The following is a 21315-nucleotide window of genomic DNA, read 5'->3' on the forward strand; positions in this document are numbered from 1 at the left end:
ATAATATTATGATGGAGAGTAATTTTTAATGACACAGTTTAATTTTTTTCTGAAACTTTTAAGAGATTCTTTTAGAGATTTAATACCTATTATTGTTGTAATATTGTTTTTTCAGCTTGCAATTATTCAATCTGTACCTGAAGGTTGGTTAGGAACAGCAATTGGTTTAGGTATAGTTGGAGTTGGCTTAGCAATATTTTTACAAGGACTTGAAATAGGGATTTTCCCAATAGGTGAAAGTCTTGCAAGAGATTTTGCAAAAAATGGGACTTTTTTATGGGTTTTATTTTTTGCTTTTTTAATTGGTTTTGGTACCACAATTGCAGAACCTGCTCTTGCTGTAATCGCTGATAAGGCTGCTTCCATCTCAAGTGGACGTATTGATGCTACAATTCTAAGACTTGTTGTTGCTGGTTCAGTTGGGTTTGCAATCTTTTTAGGTGTTTATAGAATATATAAAGGACATCCTATTCATTACTATATTATAGTAGGATATGTTCTTGTTGTATCTGTGACTTTTTTTGCCCCAAAAGAGATTATAGGACTTGCCTATGACTTAGGTGGAGTCACAACTTCAACTGTAACTGTTCCCCTTGTGGCTGCACTTGGTATAGGACTTGCTTCTTCTATTAAGGGACGAAACCCTGTAATTGATGGTTTTGGTCTTATTGCTTTTGCTTCTTTAACTCCAATGATATTTGTTCAAATATATGGAATTGCAGTATACAATCTAGTAGAAGCAAAAACTGTAGCTGCTATTACTATTGATGCTTCTGTTTCTACAGTAGCAGATATTACAGCGCAATCTTTATTAATAGGAATTTTTAATGTTGTAAAAGATGTTGCACCTATATTATTAATTATTCTTTTCTTTCAATATGTTGTTTTAAAGAAAAAAATTGAAAATTTAAAGACAGTATTTTTAGGATTTATTTTAGTAATTATTGGACTTGATGCTTTTATTCTTGGTCTTGAAATGGGATTATTTAATCTTGGTGAGACTATGGCTTATCAATTGACAAAATCAGGTTCTATAATGATGATTTATTCTTTTGCTTTCGCAATTGGATTTTCTACGACAATGGCAGAACCTGCTCTTATGGCAATTGCTAAAAAAGCAAAAGAGATAAGTGATGGTAAAATAAATGACTTTGCTTTAAGAATTTTTGTTGCTTTTGGAGTTGCTGTTGGTATTGCTTTAGGTGCATTTAGAATTGTAGATGGTGGACATATTCACTACTATATTATTTTTGGATATATTCTAGTTATTCTTTTAACTTCAATTGCTCCAAAATATATAGTTCCAATTGCATATGATAGTGGAGGAGTTACAACTTCAACTGTTACAGTTCCTCTTGTAGCAGCACTTGGTATTGGTCTTGCAACAAATATTGAAGGAAGGTATCCTTTAATCGATGGTTTTGGACTTATTGCTTTTGCTTCACTTTTTCCAATGATTACTGTAATGCTTTATGGTATTATTATTGAAAAACTTGGAGTTAAGTCTGATACTGAAATTGAAGCAGCAAATATTTTAAGAGATACTTTAATAGATGCAGAGAATATGGATTTAGCAACTATAAATATAGATGGGAGCGATAGAAGACACTCGTTACCTATGGATTTTTCTGCTGTAGTTATTCTTGTACCTATTGAGAAAAAACTAGATGCTATACAAGCTGCAAGTAAAGCTGGAGCTCCAGGGGTAACTGTATTAAGAGCTGATGGAATAGGTTTAGGAAAAATGGATAACTTTTATAGAACATCTTTTGAAGCTAACGATGCTTTATTATTATTTTTACTTCCACAAAGTTTGGTTAAACCTGTTATTAAATCAATAATTCATTCTCTTCATATTACTACAACTGGTAAAGGTATTGCTTTTGCTTTCCCTTTAACACATATGAAAGGTATTAGTTTAAATAGACATGATATTTTTGTAAATAGAAAAGATCATAAAAACCCAGAAAATGATGTAGAAAAATTAATAAAAGAAGATGAGGAAAAAGCTTTTGAAAAAATTGAAGAAGGCTCAAAGATTATAAATGAAGAATCTAAAGAACTTAAATGAAGTAAATGAGGTTATAAGTACAGTTCCTGCTGTACTTATATATTTTTCAGGAGAGAATTGTTCTGTTTGCACAGCTTTGAAGCCTAAAATTGAAGAGCAAGTTAAATCACATTTACCTAAAATTGAAATTTATGAAGTAAAAGCTGACTTTTATAAAGAGATAGCAAGTAATTTTTCGGTATTTTCTATACCAACTATTTTGGTATTTTTTGATTCAAAAGAGTTTAAAAGAGAGGGTAGAAATATCTCTGTTTTAAACTTTATAGAGGAGTTAAGAAGACCATATAATTTATTTATGGAATAGGAAATGAAAAGAGCACTTTTAATTTTTGCAATAGTATTTATTGCTATGCAATTTATTCAAACTGATAAAGTAAATAAACAAACATCATCAGAACTTGAAATTAAAGCACCAACTGAAATAATGACTATTTTTAAACAAGCCTGTTATGATTGTCATTCAAATAATACAAAATGGCCTTGGTACTCAAATGTTGCACCTTTTTCTTGGATAATTGATAGCCATGTAAAAAATGGAAGAAAAGCTTTAAACTTCTCACTTTGGCAAGAATATACAAAAGAGAAGAAAGAAGAAAAATTAAAAGCAATATTTAGAACAGCATATGCATCAATGCCTCTTAGTTCTTATATAAAAGCTCATGAAGAAGCAGATTTAACAAGAGAACAAAGAACATTGATTAGAGATTGGACTGGAGTGAAAAAATAGTTTGAGAGAAGAAGTTCAAGTCTTATTAGATGAGAAAAAAAATTTATTAACCATTACATATTTTAAACTTCAACAACTTTTTGAAAAGAAGTATGGAGAAAATACTGTAGTACTTATGGAAATAGGTACTTTCTTTGAAGTTTATGAAGTAAATAATGATGATGAACAAATAGGAAAAGCTAAAGAAATAGCAGAACTATTAAATATTCAACTAACAAGAAAAAATAAATCAATTTTAGAAAACTCAAAAGAAAACCCCATCATGGCTGGTGTTCCTGCAATCTCTTTAGAAAAGCACCTTGCTAGAATTATTGCTGAACAAAAATATACAGTAGTAATTATAAGACAAAAAGGACTTCCACCTAAAGTAAGTAGATATCTTGATACAGTAGTAAGTCCAGGAACAAACTTTGATTTTGTGATTGACCAAGATGAAAACAATATCACTTCACTTGTGGTTGATCAAATAAAAGGTATTTATCTTGTAGGATATTCTGCAATTGATGTAACTACAGGAAAGTGTTACTACAATGAAGTTCATGGTACAAGTGAAGATAAGTTCTATGCTTTAGATGAAGTATTTAACTATATGAATATGCACCGTACAAATGAAGTAGTTGTAACTTTTGCAGATAAAAATATAAATCAAAAAGAAGTAATAGATTATCTTGAACTAAAACTAAAAACTTTTCATATTGGAACATTTATTCCAAAGATAAATTATCAAAATGAATTATTTAAAAATGTTTTTGCTGTAGAATCACTACTTACTGCAATAGAACATCTTGATATGGAAAGAGTTCCACTTAGTTCTCAAAGTTTAGCAATACTTATTGATTTTGTTATAGGACATGATTCAAATATAGTTCAAAAGCTTTCACTTCCAATTAAACTAGATGTTTCAAAATATATCTATTTAGGAAACAATGCTTTAGAACAATTAAATATTATAGAGACTTCTCACAATCCAAGTTTAATAAAACTTCTTAACAATACTTCAACAGCCATGGGGAAAAGACTTTTAAAAGAAAGATTAACTCATCCTGTAAAAGATAGCAAAGAGTTACTAAGAAGATATGCTTTATCAAAAGAGTTATTTGATTATCATGGACCTATTGAAAATGAATTAGCAAATATTTATGATATAGAAAGACTTACAAGAAGAATAAAACTAGCTAGACTTCATCCTTTTGAATTAAATTATCTTTATGACTCACTTCTTAGTATAAAAGAAGTAGTGGCTTTCATGGAGAATTATAAGTTTATAACTCCCCCTTGTTCTTTAGCGCAACTTCAAATGTTTATAGACTCTATTGAATCAACTTTTGATTTAGCTATTTCTGGAAAGTATATGCTAAAAGATGTTGAGTCAAATATGGTTTGTGATGGAATAAACCATGAAATAGATGAATTAAACAGACAAAATGAACAGTTATATACAAAACTAGAATTAATAAAGAATCATATCTTAAATATTTTAAATGCAAAAGACTCAAACTTTGTAAGTATAAATAGACTAGATAAAGAAGGTTTTTATTTAAGTCTTACAAAGAATAGATATAACCTAATAAAAGATGAGTTATCAAACTCTCATATTATTATTGATGATGATTTACTTCTTTTCAAAGATTTTAACTATAAAGTACAAACTACTTCAGTAAAAATTTCTTGTAAACTTACAGATGAAATTTCAGATAAGTATGTACATAACCTAAGAAAAATAATTGAGTTAAATAAACTGGTATTTAAAGAAAAACTAAATGAGTTTGAAAAGAAATTTGCAACATTACTTGAAGAGCTAGTTCAGTTTATTGCTGAGGTTGACTTAACTGTTTCAAATATCAAAACAGCAAAAAAATATAATTATGTTTGTCCAAAGATTGTAAAAACAAAAGATGATGAAAACTTTTTAGAGTTAGTTGAACTTAGACATCCAATTATTGAAGCAAATGAAGAGCAAGGGATTTATGTTCCAAATGATATTATCTTAGGGGAGTTATCCCTTGCAAAAGATGAGTTCAAAGATAATGTGATAATTAAAAACTCAAACCCTATAAATATGTTTGATAATAAAATGCATGGTATTTTACTTTATGGAATAAACTCTTCAGGTAAATCTTCACTTATGAAATCAATTGGGATTGCAGTTATTTTAGCACAAGCAGGTTTTTTTGTACCTGCAAAATCAATGAGATTTTCTATTTTTGATTCTGTATTTACAAGAATTAGTGGAGCTGATAATATAGCTAAAGGGCTTTCTTCTTTTGCAGTTGAAATGCTTGAACTTAAAAATATTTTCAATCGTGCATCAAAAAGATCACTAATCTTAGGAGATGAAATCTCTCATAGTACAGAGACAATGAGTGGTTTATCTATTGTTGCAAGTGCTATTTTAAAACTAGCAAAACTAGAATCAATCTTTGTTTTTGCAACGCACTTACATCAATTACCAGAGATAAAAGAGATAGAAAACCTTAAAAATATAATTTCACTTCATCTATCTGTAATGTATCAAGATGAAGAAGATAAGTTAATCTTTGATAGAAAACTAAAACATGGAAGTGGTTCTTCTATGTATGGTTTAGAGTATGCAAAATCACTTCATATGGATAGAGAGTTCTTAAGTGTTGCAAATGATATTAGAAAGCGATTAACTGATGACTATGATAAGGTTGAAAGACTTACTCAAAAGAAGACTTCAAAATACAACAAAGATGTTTTTGCTTCATCTTGTGTTATTTGTGGAAGAGCTTGTGATGATGTTCATCATATCAAAGAACAAGCAAGAGCAAATAAAGATGGCTTTATAGGACATATAAATCAAAATCATAAATATAATCTAATACCACTTTGTAAACTGCATCATAAAATGGTACATGAAGGAAAAATTAATATTAATGGTTTTGTAGCAACTTCAAAAGGTTTAGAACTTCATTATACCGCAGTTGATGAGGAGAATATTTAATCCTCTTCAACTTCTGGAAGTTGTTTTGCTAAGTATATTGCAAGTACCCCTATAAGAGATAGAACAAGAATTATTCCACCAAGACCAATAAAAGAACTAAGTGTTCCAATTAGACCACTTAAAAGTAAGATAAAGCCTATTAAAGTATTACTTACTGCAACGTAGTCTGTTCTTTTATTTCCTTCTGCCAAATCAGTAATATAAGTTTTTCTACCTATTCTAATACCTTGATACCCAATACTTAAAATAAAATAGATAATAGGCATAATCCAAATGATAGAAAATAACTCTTTGTAAAAGAAGTCTATAAAAAACACAACAAAGCCAACTGTTGTGGCAATTGTTGCTCCAATAATCATAACTCTTTTACTTGATACATCAGAAAATTTACCCCAAAAGTTTGCAGATAATAAATCTGCTAAACCACTTGATAAAATAAAAAGACCAAGTAAATAAGCATTTGCATCGCTATTTTGTTGAGCAATAATTACAAAAAAAGGTGCAGACAAAACAGAACAAAGAAATAAAGCCCTTGTGATAACAAAAAGCCTAAAAGGTTTATCTGTTTTTAAAATAGAAAGTTTTTTCATTGCAATAGTAAAGGCATTTCCTCCACCATCCGTTTCTCCTGGATACTCTTTTATTTGACCATAGGTAATAGAAGCCAATATCCAAAAGAATCCTGCAAGTGAAAGTAAAACCCCAAAGTTTTGTGCTGAAAATGGTTTTTCACCATTTAATAAAAAATAAACACCCAGTACTACAACAAGTAAACCAGCAAGCATAGCAGACAGACCATTTAATGCTCCACGCCTTGTTTTAGGAATCGTTTTTCCTACTACATCTTTTGCAGCAACAGAGCATAAACCCCTTGCTAAACTCATAGCAATAAGTAAAGCAATGATTGCAAGACCTGCATTTAAGCCTTCCATATTCCAAGTAACAATAGCTATACCAAACATACATAAAGCTTGTAAAAAAGTTCCTAAAGACCAAACCCACTTTCTAATGGGAAGTTTTCTAACATATGCTGCTATAAAAAGTTGTGGAAGTAGGGAACCTGATTCTTTTATGGGAACTAAAAAACTAATAAGAAATAATGGAACATTTAAACTCTCCATTATCCAAGGTAAGACAACTTTTGCATTTGCAACTGCATCTGCAAGTTTATTAAAAAAATAAGAGATAATAGTAAGAAGGAAGTTGCCAGGAACTACCTTGCAAGCTTTTTCATCAATAGCTTTACAAACTCTGGCATCTTCTTCATTTACAAGTTTATTGTAAATATTATCAGGATTGATTTTTTTTAAAGGCATTTTTATCCTTTTTATAAGGCTTTAAAACCTTCTTCTAAGTCAAGTGTCCCCTCATAAAAAGCTTTTCCTACAATTACACCTGCAATATTTCCATTTGCTTTACAAGAAGTTATATCATTGATATCTTTTACTCCACCAGAAGCAATAGTATCAACACCAGATGCAAGTGCAATTGACTCTGTAAACTCTACATTTACACCACAAAGCATTCCATCTTTTGAAATATCAGTACAAATAATTGCCTCAACACCAGCATTTGCAAACTCTTTGGCTAAGTCAGTTGCTTTCATAGTTGATACTTCTGCCCAACCTTCTACTGCAACCATTCCATTCATAGCATCAATTCCCACAGCAATTGGATATTTTGAAGCCATATCTTTTACAAACTGTGGATCTTTTACTGCAATTGAACCTAAGATAAGTCTATCAATTCCAAGTTCAACATACATTTTGATAGTTTCTTCATCTCTGATTCCACCACCAACTTCGATTTTTAGATTACAGTTCTCTTTGATTTTTCTAATTTGCTCTAAGTTTGCTGGTTCCCCTGCAAATGCACCATTTAAATCAACTACATGAACCCACTTACTTCCTAGTTCTTCAAATTTCTTTGCAACTTGCCAAGGTTCATCTGAATAAATCTTTGCACTATCCATAAGTCCTTTGCTAAGTCTTACAGCTTTTCCATCTTTAAGATCAATTGCTGGTAAAATATCCATTTTATTAAAGTCTCCTATTTAATATTCATAAAATTTTTAAGTATTTTTAATCCATTATCGTGTGATTTTTCTGGATGTGGTTGAAAACCATAGATGTTTTCTTTATGTACTGCACTTACAAAGTCATATCCATACTCTGTTGTTCCAATTACATTTTTAGGATCTGTAACTGCATGGTATGAGTGTACAAAATATAAATAAGGGTTTTCTAATCCTTCAAATAGTGTATGTTCATTTGAAGTTTTGATTACATTCCAACCCATATGTGGAACTTTTGTGTCTTCATTCATTTTTGATTTATCAAATTTTACAACTTTTCCATCTATTAAACCTAATCCTTTATTTGTTCCAAACTCTTCAGAACTTTCAAAAAGAAGTTGCATTCCAAGGCAAATACCAATCATAGGCTTTCCACTTTTAGCAAATTCATAAATAGCTTCTTTCATTCCAGTTTGATTAAGGTTTTCCATTGCATCACCAAAGGCACCAACACCTGGTAAAATTATTCTATCAAAGTTTTTTAAATCATTTGGGTCTTTTATAAAAGTAGCTTTTTCATCAAGTAGATGACAGGCATTGTAAACTGAAGCAAGATTTCCCATATTGTAATCAATAATTCCAACCATATATCTTTTCCTTTAAAAAAAAAGATTATACTAAATTTTTGCATCAGCTAGGGTTAAGCAGAAGAGTACTTGGTTATTTTTTGCTTCACAAGCTTTTTTTGCTTCAAGGATAGTTGTTCCTGTTGTTATTAAATCATCTACTAAGATAATAGTTTTATTTGATATATTTACATTAAATTTTCTTTTATTTTTCTTTCTAAATTCCAAATCTCGTCCAGCATATTTTACTATATTTGTAGCTTTGCATTTTCCATAAAGAGGTTTTATATATTTTGATTTTAGATGCTTTGATAAAATTGCAGTTTGAGAAAAGTCATGTCTTGTATGTTCATCTATTCCAATTGAATATATTAGTTCATCATATTTGAAATTTTGTGCAAATTTTTTAAAAGATAGTTTTGCTAGAGTATTAAATATTCTATCTCCATGGAAATAATATTTTGAATTTATAAAATTCTCAATTTCATTATATGAATAAAAAGAATAATTATAAAAACCTTTTTCAAGTTCTCTTTTATGAAAAGAAGCTTGAAGTATTTTATTTTGGCATTCTTTACAAATAATAGATAAGGAAAATCTTTCACATGATATACACTTCATAATGTTAAAAATTATATCTGTTTTTAGATTAAATTATATCTACTTGTCATGAGAGGGTTTTTGTTAAAGAGTATTTAATAATCTCTATACTATGATTTTAATTATTAATATTGTCTAAAGAGAAAAAATACTAATGATTGAACATTATAAAGAATTGTTATACTATATCAAAAAAAATGTATCTGATTCTGAACTTGCAAAAGATATTTTACATGAAACATATGAAAAAGTAATCTTGGTAGAAAAAGAAAAAGTTATAAAAGATAAAAGAGCTTTTTTATATAAAGTTGCAAAAAATATTATAATAGATAAAGTAAGAGAAAAAAATAAAATAAAAGAAATACCTTATGAAGAAAATGAGTTTACTGTAAAAACTTCCCAACCTGATGAAATAGTAATAGAACAAGATAGAAAAAAGCTTTTAATGAGTGAATTAAATAAACTTCCTAAAATGAGAAAAGAAGTCTTCGTTTTACATGTTTTTGAAGGTTATAGTAGAAAAGAGGTTTCAAAACTACTTGGAATATCACTTGTTGCAGTTGAAAAACATATTTCAAGAGCTAGTATTGAACTTAAAGAAAAAATAAGAAGAAAAGAGAGTTAATCCATGACAAAAAAAGAACAAATTGAAGAACAAGCTAGTCATTGGGTAAGTTTAGAACTTGAAGGGCAAAATTTATATAAAAATAAAGATTTTTTATCATGGATAAAAGAAAATGACTCGCATAAAATAGCTTTTGAAGAAGAAAAAAAATTTATAAATGAATTACACTGTTTACCTAAAGACTTTATAGATGAGTTAAAAAATGAAGTTAATGAAAGTATAGAACAAAGAAACAAAAAAAGACAGAGTAAAAATAAATTTCTTAAGATATTTACTTCAATTTCTAGTGCTGCATGTATTGCTTTTGTTTTATATCTTTCTTTTTTTATGGAAAATATCACTTTTTCAAAACAATACTTAGCTTCTAATAAAGTCTTGAAAAATATTACTTTGCCAGATAATTCAAAAATAACTTTAAACACAAATACAAAAATAGATGTAAAATACTATGAAAGAAAAAGAGAAATATTTTTATCAGAGGGAAAAGCAGTATTTGATGTGGAAGCAAATAAACAAAGACCCTTTATAATAAAAACACAAAGAGTAGATATAACTGTTTTAGGCACAAAGTTTGAAGTAATTAATAGTAAAAACCAAATCCAAGTAAATGTTACTGAAGGAGTTGTTAAAGTTACTAATCCCCATTTTCATGATAGTTTATTAGTACGAGTTGAAAAAGCACAAAGTGCAACTTTGGATAAGTATTCAAATTTAAAAAAACTAGAAAAAATTGATATAAAAAAAGTTGCTCCTTGGAGTGAGGGGAAATTTAGTTTTTATCAAGAAAGTATAGAAAATATTATAAAAGAGTTTTCAAAATATATTGATATAGATGTAAAAATAGAAAATGAAAAAATAGCCTCACTTCCTATAAGTGGAAATTTCTCTGCAAATAGTTTTGATGATTTTTTAAAAGTATTACCTTTGGTTCATCCTATAACTGTGAAAGAAGAAAAGGGTAAAATCCTAATAAAAGATAATATTTAATAAATTTTAAAATTTACTGTCAAGAAATTTTCATTTTTCCGTCTTCTTATATAGAGAGTGATTCTCAAAATTACCTAAAGATAAACTTTATAATAGTTTGTCCCACACTAAGGAGATAGAAAAATGAGTCTATTAAAAAAATCATTAATAGCACCAAGTCTAGCTTTACTTTTAGCTAGTAGTTTATATGCAAAGGATAAGTTTAATATAAGTACTACAAACTTAAGCGATGCCATACAACAAATATCTGAAACTGCAAAGATACCATATATTGTAGATATGAATATCTTAAAAAACAAAAGTGCAAATAAAGTAGAAGATGAAGAATCTTTAGAAGAAGCATTAAAAATACTTTTAAAAGATACAGGACTTGAAGCAATAATTCAAAATAATACGATAGTTATTAGAGAAAAAAAGTTATCAAGTAATGGAAATAATCTTGGAAGTGTAGATATCTTAGCTACTACAAAAGATGGAGCTTCTGAACAAGGATATTTAGTGAAAAATATTTCAGGTATTGGTATATGGGGAAGTAGAAGTTTACAAGATACTCCTTATTCAATGACAGTTATTTCAGAAGATTTAATTGAAAATGTTCAAGCAAATGATATGGCTCCTATTTTTAAGATGAATCCAATAACACAAGATGGTGGAAATAATAGAACTGGAAATTATAAAACTATAATAAGAGGGTTTTCTTCAAATAATCCTATTATAAATGGTATGCCTTTTGTTAGTGGACAAAGCTTTACAACAATGGAAGATTTAGAAAGAGTTGAGATTATAAGTGGAGCTACTGGATTTTTATATGGTGGAGGAAGAGTTGGAGGGGCTGTTAATTATGTCACTAAAAAACCAACTATTGAAGATAAAAGAAGTATTACCATTGGAAATTATGGAGGAGATCAATATTATGGACATATTGATTTAGGTGGACAAATTGATGAAGAAAAAATTTTTGGATATAGAATAAATGCTTTATATCAAAATGGTGATAGTGTAGATAATATTGGAAAAGAGCAAAAATTTATAAGTACAACCATTGATTTTAAACCAACAGATAACTTTACTATGGATTTAAACTATGCTCATAGAGAGCAATTAAGAACTAATATGAAACCTTCTTTTAACATAAGTAGTAATACAAAGCGTCCTATACTTGATGTTAGCAAAGCGTATGGTTCAGACTGGGCACAAGCTGATGAAAAAAATGATAGATTGATGTCGAGTTTAAAATGGGATATAAATGATATGTTTTCGCTAAGAAGTGCCTTTCTTTATGAAAAATTTAATACAGAAAAACAAATGGGAGATCAATGGATATATACAAGAACAGATGGACTATATGATGTTTATAACTATAAATATCCTTCTAATGCACAAGAATATAAAGGATATTCAGCAAATATTTATTTAGATAGTAAATTTGAAACTTTTGATATTAATCATATTTTAACAGTTGGTTATTCAGAAAATCGTCAAAAATATTTAAGGGCAAATAATTGGACAGCCTATGATTATTTAGAAGGGTTAACTTTAGAACAAATAAAAAATTCAGCTTTACCAAACGAAGTTTTATCAGATATGGGTATGGGGCTTTCTTCAAAAACTAAATATAAGAATATTTTAATAGGTGATGATATCGTTTTTAATGATCAATTGAGTGCTTTAATAGGATTTAATTATGCAACAATTGAAGATCTTTCAATATGGTATGGTGAAAAAACCTCATATAATAAATCAGAACTTACTCCAACATTTTCATTTATCTACAAACCTTTTGAAAATCTTACAACTTATGTTACATATATAGAAAGTTTAGAACAAGGAACAGTAGTTGGAAGCTCATATAATAATACTGGCGAAATTTTTGACCCGCTTGTAAGTAACCAATATGAAGTTGGGGCAAAATATAGTTTAAATGAAAATATTTTATTAACTAGTGCATTATTTAGAATAGAAAAAGCAAATTCTTATGAAGATAATACAACAACACCTAAGCCAACTCTAACACAAGATGGAGAACAAATACACCAAGGAATTGAGCTTACAATCACTGGAAAAGTTACAGATAGCTTTACTTTATTTGGTGGAGGAACTTGGATGGATTTAAGTGTTGAAAAAGCTAATGATAAAGCCCTTGAAGGTAAAAAACCTACTAATGCAGCTAGTAAAATGGCAAAAATATATGCAGAATATAATATTCCTCAAATTAATGGTTTAACCTTAACTGGTGGTGCATATTATACAGGTGAGAAATATGGAGATGCTTCAAATACAGATAAAATACCTTCATATACTTTATATGATATAGGTGCAAGATATAAAACAAAAATAGATAAATATCCTACAACTTTTAACTTAACAGTTTCAAATTTAACTGGAAAAGATTATTGGGCAAGTAATACAATTTTAGGTGATCCTAGAAGTGTTGCATTTTCTATGAAAATGGAGTTTTAAGTAAAAGTAAAAATATAGCTTTATAATAATAAGAACTATTTTTAAAAAGTTAACCATTTTATAATGGAATTATTTACTTTTTGTTATCTTTTTATCGTTATAATTTTACTATGTTTACGCAAGAGATTCATAACTTACACATACTCTCCCAAATAAGAGAATCTCGAGCGTAAATCTTTTTTTGAGAATTAGCTCATGGGTTCTACATACTATAAGTTCTTTGTTTCCTTGTATCATGATTATGAGAATACTTGTAGAGCCTATGACCTAGTTTTAAATTTAAATAAATAAATTATTTTATACTTTTTTCTTAACTTCCTATAATTTAATATTGAATATCATTTTTATACAAAAAATTAAGGAGTAATCTTATGAAGTTAAAACTATTATTTAGTTTAAGTCTTTTATTTGCTTTAGTATCAGCAAATGCCTATGAGTTAAATGGAGATTTAAATGTAAAGTGGACAGGCTTTAAAACAGCAAAAAAAGTGGGTGTTTCTGGTACTTTTAAAGATATCAATCTTGAAATCAAAAAAAGTGATAACTTTTCAGAGTTTTTAAAAAGTGCAAATGTAAAAATAAATACTCTAAGTTTTGATTCTGGACTTGATGTTAGAAATAAAAGTATTGTATCTACACTGTTTTCTTTAAAAAGTTCAGAAGAAATTTCAGGAGCTATAACAGAAGTAAATACTGAAAATAAAACTTTAACATTGAAACTAACAATGAACCAAGTTACAAAAAACATTTCTATGACTTATGATGTAAATAATGGAAGTATTATAGCAAAAGGTCAAATTGACGTTTTAGATTTCAATATGAGTGAACCATATGCAAAATTTGCAAAAGCTTGTTTTGATTTACACGAAGGAAAAAGTTATTCAGAAGTACATATAGCTTTTACTCTTCCCTTTAAAAACTAAAACTTTAGCAGTATTAATCTTTTAATACTGCATTTTTCTTTCTATTTTTTTAAACTTATACTTTCTAAAATCAAATAGTTTTCTAATAGAAATTTAAGATTTCTTATCATATGATTACTTATTCATATGTACATATAAAGGAATTAAATGACTGAAGAATGTTGTGATCACTCATTAGAGGTAGAAAAAGTAAAAAAAACTTTAATAGAAGAAGAGACCTTATATGATGTTGCAGAGCTTTTTAAGGCTTTTGCAGATACTACAAGAATCAAAATAATTTCAGTTTTAAAAGAAGAAGAGTTATGTGTAGGTGCTATAAGTGAACTTATAAATGTAAGTCAATCAGCAGTTTCTCATCAACTAAGAGTATTAAAAAATTCAAAAATAGTAAAACCAAGAAGAGAGGGTAAGCAAATGTATTATTCTCTTGATGATGAACATATCAAAAAAATATATGATATGGGATTAGAGCATATAACAAAAGGCTAAAAGGAACAGCTATGCAAAAAGTCAAATTAGAAAACTTAGATTGTGCAAATTGTGCAGCAAAAATAGAAAACTCATTGAATAATATGGATGAGTTATCAAATGTCAAACTTAATTTTTCAACTTCAACACTTAGTTTTGAACAAAATAGTGACAATGATTTATTAGATATTATTGAAAAGAAAATACAAGCTATTGAAAAAGAGGTAATAATAGTAAAAGATAAAAAAAGAGAGCAGAAAACCTTTTGGCAATTATTAGATAAAAAACTTCTAGCTATTACTATTGTAGCTTTAGTCTTAACTTACCTTTCTTATAATTATATTCAAAATGAAACTTTACAATTAGCAGTTTACTTATTAGCTTATTTCCTTGTTGGTTGGGATGTATTATATAAAGCAATAAAAAACTTAGCAAGTGGAAAACTTTTTGATGAACATTTTTTAATGGGTATTGCTACAATTGGAGCTTTTGCTTTAGGGGAATATGTAGAAGGTATCGCTGTTATGGTTTTTTATCAAATAGGAGAGATGTTCCAAGCTGTAGCAGTTAATAATTCAAGGGACAGTATAAATGCATTAATTGATATAAAACCAGAGTCTGCAAATGTAAAAGAGGGTGAAAAAATAGTTCAAAAATCACCTGAAGAAGTAAGAGTTGGAGATATAATTTTAGTAAAAGCAGGGGAGAAGGTTCCTGTTGATGGAATTTTACTTGATGACGATAGTTCCTTTGATACAAGTGCAATTACCGGAGAGTTTAAACCTAAGGTATTAAGAAAACAAGAAGAAGTTTTAAGTGGTTTTATAAATCTTTCAAAAGCTTCATATATAAAAGTAAACTCTTTATACAAAGATTCAACAATTGCAAAAATAATTGAGATGATAGAAAATGCTTCATCTCAAAAAGCAAAAGCTGAAAAGTTTATTACTAAGTTTGCTTCAGTTTACACACCAATTGTTGTAATTGCAGCTGTATTTTTAGCTTTTTTACCACCTTTAATTCTTGAAGGTGCTTTATATTCAGATTGGATTGAAAGAGCATTGGTATTTTTGGTTATTTCTTGTCCTTGTGCATTAGTTGTATCGATTCCTTTATCTTTTTTTAGTGCAATTGGAGCAGTATCTAAAAGAGGGGTTTTAGTTAAAGGTGCAAATTATATTGAGAAATTAACTGAAATTCAAAATATAATTTTTGATAAAACAGGAACACTTACTCATGGAGTATTTGAAGTTACAAAAATTAAAGCTTTTGAATTAAGTGAAGAAGAGCTTTTAAAGTATGCAGCATACGCAGAAAGTTTTTCAAATCATCCAATAGCAAAATCAATAGTTAAAGCTTATGAAAAAGAGATTGATTCGAAAAATATCAAAGAACATGAAGATTTTAGTGGACTTGGAATAAAAGCAAATATAGATGGAGAAGAGATTTTAGTAGGTAATGAAAGGCTTCTTAAAAAGTTTAATATAAAAATAAATGAAGATATTGAAGAAAAATTAAATGTTGTTTTTGTGAGTGTGAATTCAAGATTTGTAGGTTATATTGTTGTAAGTGATATTATAAAAGTAGAAGCAAAAGAAGTAATAAGTGAACTTAAAAAACTTAATATTGAAAAAACTTATATGCTAACTGGTGATAAAAAAGAGGTTGCTTTAAGTGTTGCCAAAGATTTAGGAATTGATGAGGTAAAATATGAACTTCTTCCTCAAGATAAATTAACAAATTTTAAAGAAATAAAAAAACAAACAAATACAGTTACTGCTTTTGTGGGAGATGGAATAAATGATGCTCCTACTTTAGCAACTTCTGATATAGGTTTTGCAATGGGCGGAGTAGGAAGTGATTTAGCTGTAAAATCAGCTGATGTTGTTGTATTAAATGATAATTTAAATGCAATAAGTGATGCAATAAAAATAGCTAAAAAAACTAAAACAATTGTATACCAAAATATTATCTTTATTATGGCTATTAAAGTAGGTTTCCTAGTTTTAGGAGCAGGTGCAATGATTGGTATGGCAGAAGCTATTTTTGCAGATGTTGGCGTTGCTTTATTAGCTATTTTAAACTCAATGAGAATTTTAAAAACAATAAAAAATGAACCAAAAGAGTCTCTTTGTGAGGATTCTTGTTGTTCTGTAAAAAGTTAGATTTTTTCTAGCTTTTTACTATAAAAATATAAATTATGCTATTATCTCTTTTTAATTTCAAAAAAGAGAAATAAATGCTTGAATCAAAACCTTACATTGTATTTTTTAAATATGCAATACCTTCTATTTTAGGATTACTTTCTGTATCGTCTGCAAGTATTATTGATGGATATTTTATAGGTAATTATGTTGGCTCTGTAGCTTTGGCTGCTATTAATATTTCATATCCTTTATTGGCAATTTTATTTGGATTAGGGTTGATGTTTGCTGTTGGAAACTCTGTTTTAGCTGGAAAGCTTATGGGAGAAAAAAACAATGAAGAAGCTTCTAATATTTTTACAAAAGCAGTAATATGTATTTCTATTTTAGGTGCTCTTTCCAGTTTATTTATATATTTAAATATGGAGTATTTATTAAGTTTTTTAAAAGTAGAGGGTGTATTAGAAACTTATACTTTTGAATACTTATCTATACTTCTAATATTTTTGCCTTTTTTAATGACTGGAATTACAATTGATTATTTTGTAAGAGTTGATGAGAATCCTAATTTATCATTTTTAGCTTTATTATTAACTTCTATTGTAAATATAATATTGGATTATTTATTTATTGTAAAATATGATTTTGGTTTAAGTGGTGCAGCCTATGCAACTGGAATTTCTTATCTTGTGATTACTTTAGTTTTGATTCCTCATTTTTTTCTAAAAAAATCTACTTTAGAAATAGTTAAACCAAAAGGAAATATTTTTAGTATATTTGAAGCTTCAAAAAATGGTGTATCTGAATTTATAAATGAATCATCAATTGGAATTACAGTATTGATTTTTAATTATATAATGCTTAAAAATTTTGGAGCCTTAGGTGTTGCTTCTTATACTATAGTTGGATATTTTTTTATGGTTAGTATTATGATAAGTTTTGCAATTGCAGATTCATTACAACCTATTTTTAGTAAGAATTATGGTGCACAATATTTTAATAGAATAAAAACTTTTTTGAAGCTAGGATTAATTTCAATTTTCGCAATAGAACTTTTTATAATAATTTTAGTAATACTTATTCCTGATATCTTAGTAAATGTATTTTTAAAAGAAAATGAACTAAGAGCAAAAGAGATTACTTTAGAGTTTATTTATTATGTTTGGCCTGCCTTTTTATTTGCTGGTTTAAATATTATGATAACTTCATATCTTACTTCTATGCAAAAAGCAAAATATTCAGCGATAATAGCTACTTTACGAAGTCTTATTTTACCAATATTATTTATATTTTTATTGCCTATAATTGTAGGACAAAAAGGTATTTTTATGGCCTTAGTTGTTGCAGAGTTCATAACTTTTATTGTTGCAGTTACTTTATTTATTAAAAATACTCCTAAAAAGATTTCTAATTTATTATAATTTTGATAACAGTTATCTATTTAAAAGAAGATTAAGAATTATTTCTATATGCTAAATTATTATTAAAATATAATTTTTTATTCTTTTTAGGAGAAGTAATATGAGAAATATTTTAAACTCAGTAGTTCAGTTATCAAAAAAAAAGTTAGTTGACGGATTATTTGTTATTGCTCTTTTATTAATTGCTTCATCTTTTGCAAAGCTTCTTATAGATAATTATTATTAAAGTTCTTCTGAAAGAAGAAGTTATAAAAGATATCTTTTATAACTTCATTTAGTAGATAAATTTAAATTTTTAAAACAGCCATAAAAGCTTCTTGAGGTACATTTACTTTACCAATAGCTTTCATTCTTTTCTTACCAGCTTTTTGTTTTTCTAAAAGTTTTCTTTTTCTTGTAATATCACCACCATAACATTTAGCAGTAACATTTTTACCCATAGATTTAACTGTTTCCCTAGCAATAATAGTATTACCAATACTTGCTTGAACTGCAACTTCAAAAAGTTGTCTTGGAATTAATTCTTTAAGTGCTTTAATAAATTCTCTACCTCTTGAAACTGCTTTTTCTTCAGGAACAATAATAGAAAGTGCATCAACAATTTCACCTGCAACTCTAACATCAAGTTTTTTAAGGTTACCTGGTCTAAACTCTACAGGTTCATAATCAAATGAAGCATAACCTTTAGTAGTAGATTTTAACTTATCATAAAAATCCATTACAATTTCATTCATAGGAATATCATATTCAAGTAAAACTCTTTTACCTAAGTAATCCATTTTTATTTGAATACCTCTTTTATCATTAAGAAGTTTAATTACATTACCTAAGAATTCATCAGGAACTAAGATTGTAGCTTTTACATAGGGCTCAAAAATAGTTTCAATATAATTTGGCTCAGGAAGTTCTGATGGATTTTGAATTTCAACTCTTTCTCCATCTGTTTTAAGAACTTCATATACAACTGTTGGAGCAGTTGCAATAAGGTCAAGGTTAAACTCTCTTTCTAATCTTTCTTTAATTACTTCCATATGAAGCATACCCAAAAAACCAGCTCTAAATCCACTTCCAAGTGCAGCAGAACTTTCTGGTTCAAAAGAGATAGAAGAGTCATTTAACTGAAGCTTAGTTAAAGCTTCTCTTAAGTCTTCAAACTTATCTGTTTCTATTGGATATAGTCCTGCAAATACAAAAGGTTTTGCAGGTTCAAATCCATCAATAGCTTCTGCTGTTGGGTTTTTCGCATCAGTCATTGTATCCCCAACTGCAATTCCATCAAGAGTTTTAAGTCCAAGTACTACAATACCAATTTCACCTGTTTCAATCTCTTTTGTTTTTTCTCTTTTTATAGGATGAGGATACATTAAGTCTAAAACTGGGTGTTCAACTTTTGTATTCATCATCTTAAGTACTTGACCTTTTTTGATACTTCCTTCATAAACTCTTACAAGGGCTAAAGCTCCAAGGTAGTTATCAAACCATGAGTCATAGATAAGTGCTTTTGTTGGTGCATCTTCATCACCTTGAGGTGCTGGTACTCTATCAACTATTGAATCAATTAAGTCTTTTACTCCAAGACCAGTTTTCGCAGAGATTAGATTATGTTCTGTACAGTCAAGACCAATTGCTTCTTCCGTCTCTTCTAAAACTCTCATAGGGTCAGCACTTGGTAAATCAATTTTATTTACAACTGGTAGTAGTTCTAAATCATTGTCTAAGGCAATATAAACGTTAGCAATAGTTTGAGCTTCAACACCTTGTGTTGAGTCAACAATAAGTAAAGCACCTTCAGATGAAGCTAAAGATCTACTTACTTCATATGAAAAGTCAACGTGACCAGGAGTGTCAATAAGGTTTAAGACATACTCTTGCTCATCTTTGATATATTTTAATCTTACACTTTGAGCCTTAATAGTAATACCACGTTCTTGCTCAATATCCATAGTATCCATCATCTGTGAAGATAATTCTCTATCTGTAACAGCTCCACACTCTTGGATAATTCTATCAGCAAGTGTAGATTTACCATGGTCTATATGGGCAATAATACTAAAGTTTCTAATATTTTTTTGCAAAATTAAATTCCTATAATTGAAGTATTTATATATTAAATTTCGCGATTATATCTAAAGTTTTGTTAGTTAGTAGTTAAGTTTTTAATTTAAGAAGTTAAAGTATAGGAAAAGACCTATACTTTAAGAGAAATTATCTTTGAATTGAACCTTCAACTCTTCTGTTTTGGGCTCTTCCTTCAGCTGTTTCATTTGTAGCTTTAGGTTTTGACTCACCATAACCAGTTGAGTTAAGTCTTGATTTATCAATTCCGTATGCTTCTAAAGCTTTAACAGCAGCAGCAGCTCTTCTTTCAGATAATTTTTGATTGTATTCTTCTGTTCCAACTGAGTCAGTATGAGCCTCAATTTTACCTTTTACAGATGGGAATGCTTTCATAAAATCAGCAAATTTTTTGATTTTTGATTCATATGAGTTATTAATTCTAGCACTATCAAATTCAAAATTAATATTTAAATTAGCTTTTAAAGAACATCCATGTTGATCAACAATATCACCTTTTGGAGTGTCAGGACATTTATCAAGTGAGTCAATTACTCCATCTCCATCTGTATCAACTGGTTTTTCAACTAGTTTTCTTTCTACAACTGGTTCAGGTTTTGGCTCTTCTTTTACTACTGGTGCAGGTGCCGCTTTTTTTCCAAAAGGAATAGAAAGACCTACTGTATAGATTAAGTTATTATCTCTATCATGAGTATTTACTAAATGTCTAATATCAGTTTTTAAAGACATACTTTCAGAAATTTTATATTTTAAACCAATACCATAGTTTCCAAATAGTGAAGTTTCATTTCCAAATCTTTCAGTATCAAAATGCTCTAAACCATAACCAACTAAAGCATAAAGTGAAGTTGAATCAGTAAGTTCAAAGTCTTTGATGTAGTTATTGAATAATCTAGTAATATTAGTATCTTCACTACTATTTTCATAATCAACATTTCCTAAAGAATTTAAAATTCCCACTTCAATTTGATCAAACATTGAATCATCAATATTTACACCAAAACTAATACCTCCAATTGGGTAATGGTCATCATCTAAGTTAAGATTTCCCTCTGCAATATTTCCACCTATCATAGGTGTAATTTCATATTTATAATCACTATTTGCTGCAAACAGCATAGAAGCACAAAGTGCTGAAGAAATTAAAATCTTTTTCATATTATATATCCTTATTGTTTATTTTATAATATCAAATAATAAATTAAAAA

At 28.3% G+C, this 21315-nt stretch carries 18 protein-coding genes; 12 read left to right on the top strand and 6 right to left on the bottom strand.

Going from position 1 to position 21315, the window contains the following annotated elements:
* The first annotated feature begins 28 nt into the window (after positions 1–28).
* Genes CP965_RS12350 through CP965_RS12365 form a run of 4 tightly spaced genes read left to right on the top strand, consistent with a single transcriptional unit; the run spans position 29 to position 5763 of the window.
* The gene (locus tag CP965_RS12350; protein ID WP_129062417.1) at positions 29–2071 is read left to right on the top strand and encodes a DUF1538 domain-containing protein; all 2043 of its coding nucleotides are present in this window, start codon (positions 29–31) and stop codon (positions 2069–2071) included.
* Positions 2046–2375 (top strand): thioredoxin family protein, encoded by a 330-nt coding sequence (locus CP965_RS12355; RefSeq protein WP_129062418.1) that lies wholly within the window; start codon positions 2046–2048, stop codon positions 2373–2375. Before CP965_RS12350 ends, CP965_RS12355 begins: the two co-directional genes overlap by 26 nt.
* 3 nt (positions 2376–2378) lie before the next feature.
* On the top strand, positions 2379–2798 hold the full coding sequence (locus CP965_RS12360; RefSeq protein ID WP_129062419.1) for a heme-binding domain-containing protein: 420 nt from the start codon (positions 2379–2381) through the stop codon (positions 2796–2798).
* Between the two features lies 1 nt (position 2799).
* Positions 2800–5763 (top strand): MutS-related protein, encoded by a 2964-nt coding sequence (locus CP965_RS12365; RefSeq protein WP_129062420.1) that lies wholly within the window; start codon positions 2800–2802, stop codon positions 5761–5763.
* On the opposite strand, the gene CP965_RS12370 is transcribed toward CP965_RS12365, so the two are convergent.
* From CP965_RS12370 to CP965_RS12385, 4 genes are read right to left on the bottom strand one after another with little or no spacing between them, the layout of a single operon-like run.
* The gene (locus tag CP965_RS12370; RefSeq protein ID WP_129062421.1) at positions 5760–7079 is read right to left on the bottom strand and encodes an MFS transporter; all 1320 of its coding nucleotides are present in this window, start codon (positions 7077–7079) and stop codon (positions 5760–5762) included. The genes CP965_RS12365 and CP965_RS12370 overlap by 4 nt on opposite strands.
* A gap of 11 nt (positions 7080–7090) precedes the next feature.
* Positions 7091–7798 carry a 1-(5-phosphoribosyl)-5-[(5-phosphoribosylamino)methylideneamino]imidazole-4-carboxamide isomerase gene (hisA, locus tag CP965_RS12375; RefSeq protein ID WP_129062422.1) on the bottom strand — a complete coding sequence of 236 codons (708 nt, stop codon included), beginning with the start codon at positions 7796–7798 and terminating at the stop codon, positions 7091–7093.
* 14 nt (positions 7799–7812) lie between these two features.
* The gene (gene hisH, locus CP965_RS12380; RefSeq protein WP_129062423.1) at positions 7813–8424 is read right to left on the bottom strand and encodes an imidazole glycerol phosphate synthase subunit HisH; all 612 of its coding nucleotides are present in this window, start codon (positions 8422–8424) and stop codon (positions 7813–7815) included.
* Between the two features lie 30 nt (positions 8425–8454).
* Entirely contained in the window at positions 8455–9024 is a 570-nt protein-coding gene (locus CP965_RS12385) for a phosphoribosyltransferase family protein (RefSeq protein ID WP_129062424.1), read from the bottom strand.
* Between the two features lie 133 nt (positions 9025–9157).
* Between CP965_RS12385 and CP965_RS12390 the strand changes: the two genes are divergently transcribed.
* The 8 genes from CP965_RS12390 (at position 9158) to CP965_RS14465 (ending at position 18257) form a co-directional block, all read left to right on the top strand.
* Positions 9158–9628, top strand: coding sequence for an RNA polymerase sigma factor (locus tag CP965_RS12390; protein WP_129062425.1), 471 nt, complete (start codon positions 9158–9160; stop codon positions 9626–9628).
* 3 nt (positions 9629–9631) lie between these two features.
* On the top strand, positions 9632–10615 hold the full coding sequence (locus CP965_RS12395) for a FecR family protein (protein WP_129062426.1): 984 nt from the start codon (positions 9632–9634) through the stop codon (positions 10613–10615).
* 123 nt (positions 10616–10738) lie between these two features.
* A complete protein-coding gene (locus tag CP965_RS12400; protein ID WP_129062427.1) occupies positions 10739–13075 on the top strand; it encodes a TonB-dependent receptor in 2337 nt (778 codons plus the stop codon).
* A gap of 371 nt (positions 13076–13446) precedes the next feature.
* The gene (locus CP965_RS12405) at positions 13447–13998 is read left to right on the top strand and encodes a YceI family protein (RefSeq protein WP_129062428.1); all 552 of its coding nucleotides are present in this window, start codon (positions 13447–13449) and stop codon (positions 13996–13998) included.
* Between the two features lie 147 nt (positions 13999–14145).
* Positions 14146–14487 (top strand): ArsR/SmtB family transcription factor, encoded by a 342-nt coding sequence (locus CP965_RS12410; RefSeq protein ID WP_129062429.1) that lies wholly within the window; start codon positions 14146–14148, stop codon positions 14485–14487.
* An 11-nt stretch (positions 14488–14498) separates the two neighbouring features.
* Complete coding sequence (locus tag CP965_RS12415) at positions 14499–16631, top strand: heavy metal translocating P-type ATPase (RefSeq protein WP_129062430.1); 2133 nt, start codon at positions 14499–14501, stop codon at positions 16629–16631.
* A 74-nt stretch (positions 16632–16705) separates the two neighbouring features.
* Complete coding sequence (locus CP965_RS12420) at positions 16706–18031, top strand: MATE family efflux transporter (RefSeq protein WP_129062431.1); 1326 nt, start codon at positions 16706–16708, stop codon at positions 18029–18031.
* A 100-nt stretch (positions 18032–18131) separates the two neighbouring features.
* Positions 18132–18257 carry a hypothetical protein gene (locus CP965_RS14465; protein WP_267285283.1) on the top strand — a complete coding sequence of 42 codons (126 nt, stop codon included), beginning with the start codon at positions 18132–18134 and terminating at the stop codon, positions 18255–18257.
* 61 nt (positions 18258–18318) lie between these two features.
* On the opposite strand, the gene lepA is transcribed toward CP965_RS14465, so the two are convergent.
* Together lepA and CP965_RS12430 are read right to left on the bottom strand one after the other, a co-directional pair.
* A complete protein-coding gene (gene lepA / locus CP965_RS12425) occupies positions 18319–20106 on the bottom strand; it encodes a translation elongation factor 4 (RefSeq protein WP_129062432.1) in 1788 nt (595 codons plus the stop codon).
* 130 nt (positions 20107–20236) lie between these two features.
* Positions 20237–21265 carry an OmpA family protein gene (locus CP965_RS12430; protein ID WP_129062433.1) on the bottom strand — a complete coding sequence of 343 codons (1029 nt, stop codon included), beginning with the start codon at positions 21263–21265 and terminating at the stop codon, positions 20237–20239.
* Between the last annotated feature and the right edge of the window lie 50 nt (positions 21266–21315).

The sequence above is a fragment of the Halarcobacter mediterraneus genome, assembly GCF_004116625.1.
Lineage (GTDB): Bacteria > Campylobacterota > Campylobacteria > Campylobacterales > Arcobacteraceae > Halarcobacter > Halarcobacter mediterraneus.

Excerpts from the sequence above, each read along its gene's own strand:
- CP965_RS12405 (WP_129062428.1), top strand. The coding sequence starts at position 13,447 with ATGAAGTTAAAACTATTATTTAGTTTAAGTCTTTTATTTGCTTTAGTA.
- CP965_RS12360 (WP_129062419.1), top strand. The coding sequence starts at position 2,379 with ATGAAAAGAGCACTTTTAATTTTTGCAATAGTATTTATTGCTATGCAA.
- CP965_RS14465 (WP_267285283.1), top strand. The coding sequence starts at position 18,132 with ATGAGAAATATTTTAAACTCAGTAGTTCAGTTATCAAAAAAAAAGTTA.
- CP965_RS12410 (WP_129062429.1), top strand. The coding sequence starts at position 14,146 with ATGACTGAAGAATGTTGTGATCACTCATTAGAGGTAGAAAAAGTAAAA.
- CP965_RS12415 (WP_129062430.1), top strand. The coding sequence starts at position 14,499 with ATGCAAAAAGTCAAATTAGAAAACTTAGATTGTGCAAATTGTGCAGCA.
- CP965_RS12385 (WP_129062424.1), bottom strand. The coding sequence starts at position 9,024 with ATGAAGTGTATATCATGTGAAAGATTTTCCTTATCTATTATTTGTAAA.
- CP965_RS12355 (WP_129062418.1), top strand. The coding sequence starts at position 2,046 with ATGAAGAATCTAAAGAACTTAAATGAAGTAAATGAGGTTATAAGTACA.
- CP965_RS12430 (WP_129062433.1), bottom strand. The coding sequence starts at position 21,265 with ATGAAAAAGATTTTAATTTCTTCAGCACTTTGTGCTTCTATGCTGTTT.
- CP965_RS12395 (WP_129062426.1), top strand. The coding sequence starts at position 9,632 with ATGACAAAAAAAGAACAAATTGAAGAACAAGCTAGTCATTGGGTAAGT.
- hisA (WP_129062422.1), bottom strand. The coding sequence starts at position 7,798 with ATGGATATTTTACCAGCAATTGATCTTAAAGATGGAAAAGCTGTAAGA.
- CP965_RS12420 (WP_129062431.1), top strand. The coding sequence starts at position 16,706 with ATGCTTGAATCAAAACCTTACATTGTATTTTTTAAATATGCAATACCT.
- hisH (WP_129062423.1), bottom strand. The coding sequence starts at position 8,424 with ATGGTTGGAATTATTGATTACAATATGGGAAATCTTGCTTCAGTTTAC.
- CP965_RS12350 (WP_129062417.1), top strand. The coding sequence starts at position 29 with ATGACACAGTTTAATTTTTTTCTGAAACTTTTAAGAGATTCTTTTAGA.
- CP965_RS12390 (WP_129062425.1), top strand. The coding sequence starts at position 9,158 with ATGATTGAACATTATAAAGAATTGTTATACTATATCAAAAAAAATGTA.
- CP965_RS12370 (WP_129062421.1), bottom strand. The coding sequence starts at position 7,079 with ATGCCTTTAAAAAAAATCAATCCTGATAATATTTACAATAAACTTGTA.
- CP965_RS12400 (WP_129062427.1), top strand. The coding sequence starts at position 10,739 with ATGAGTCTATTAAAAAAATCATTAATAGCACCAAGTCTAGCTTTACTT.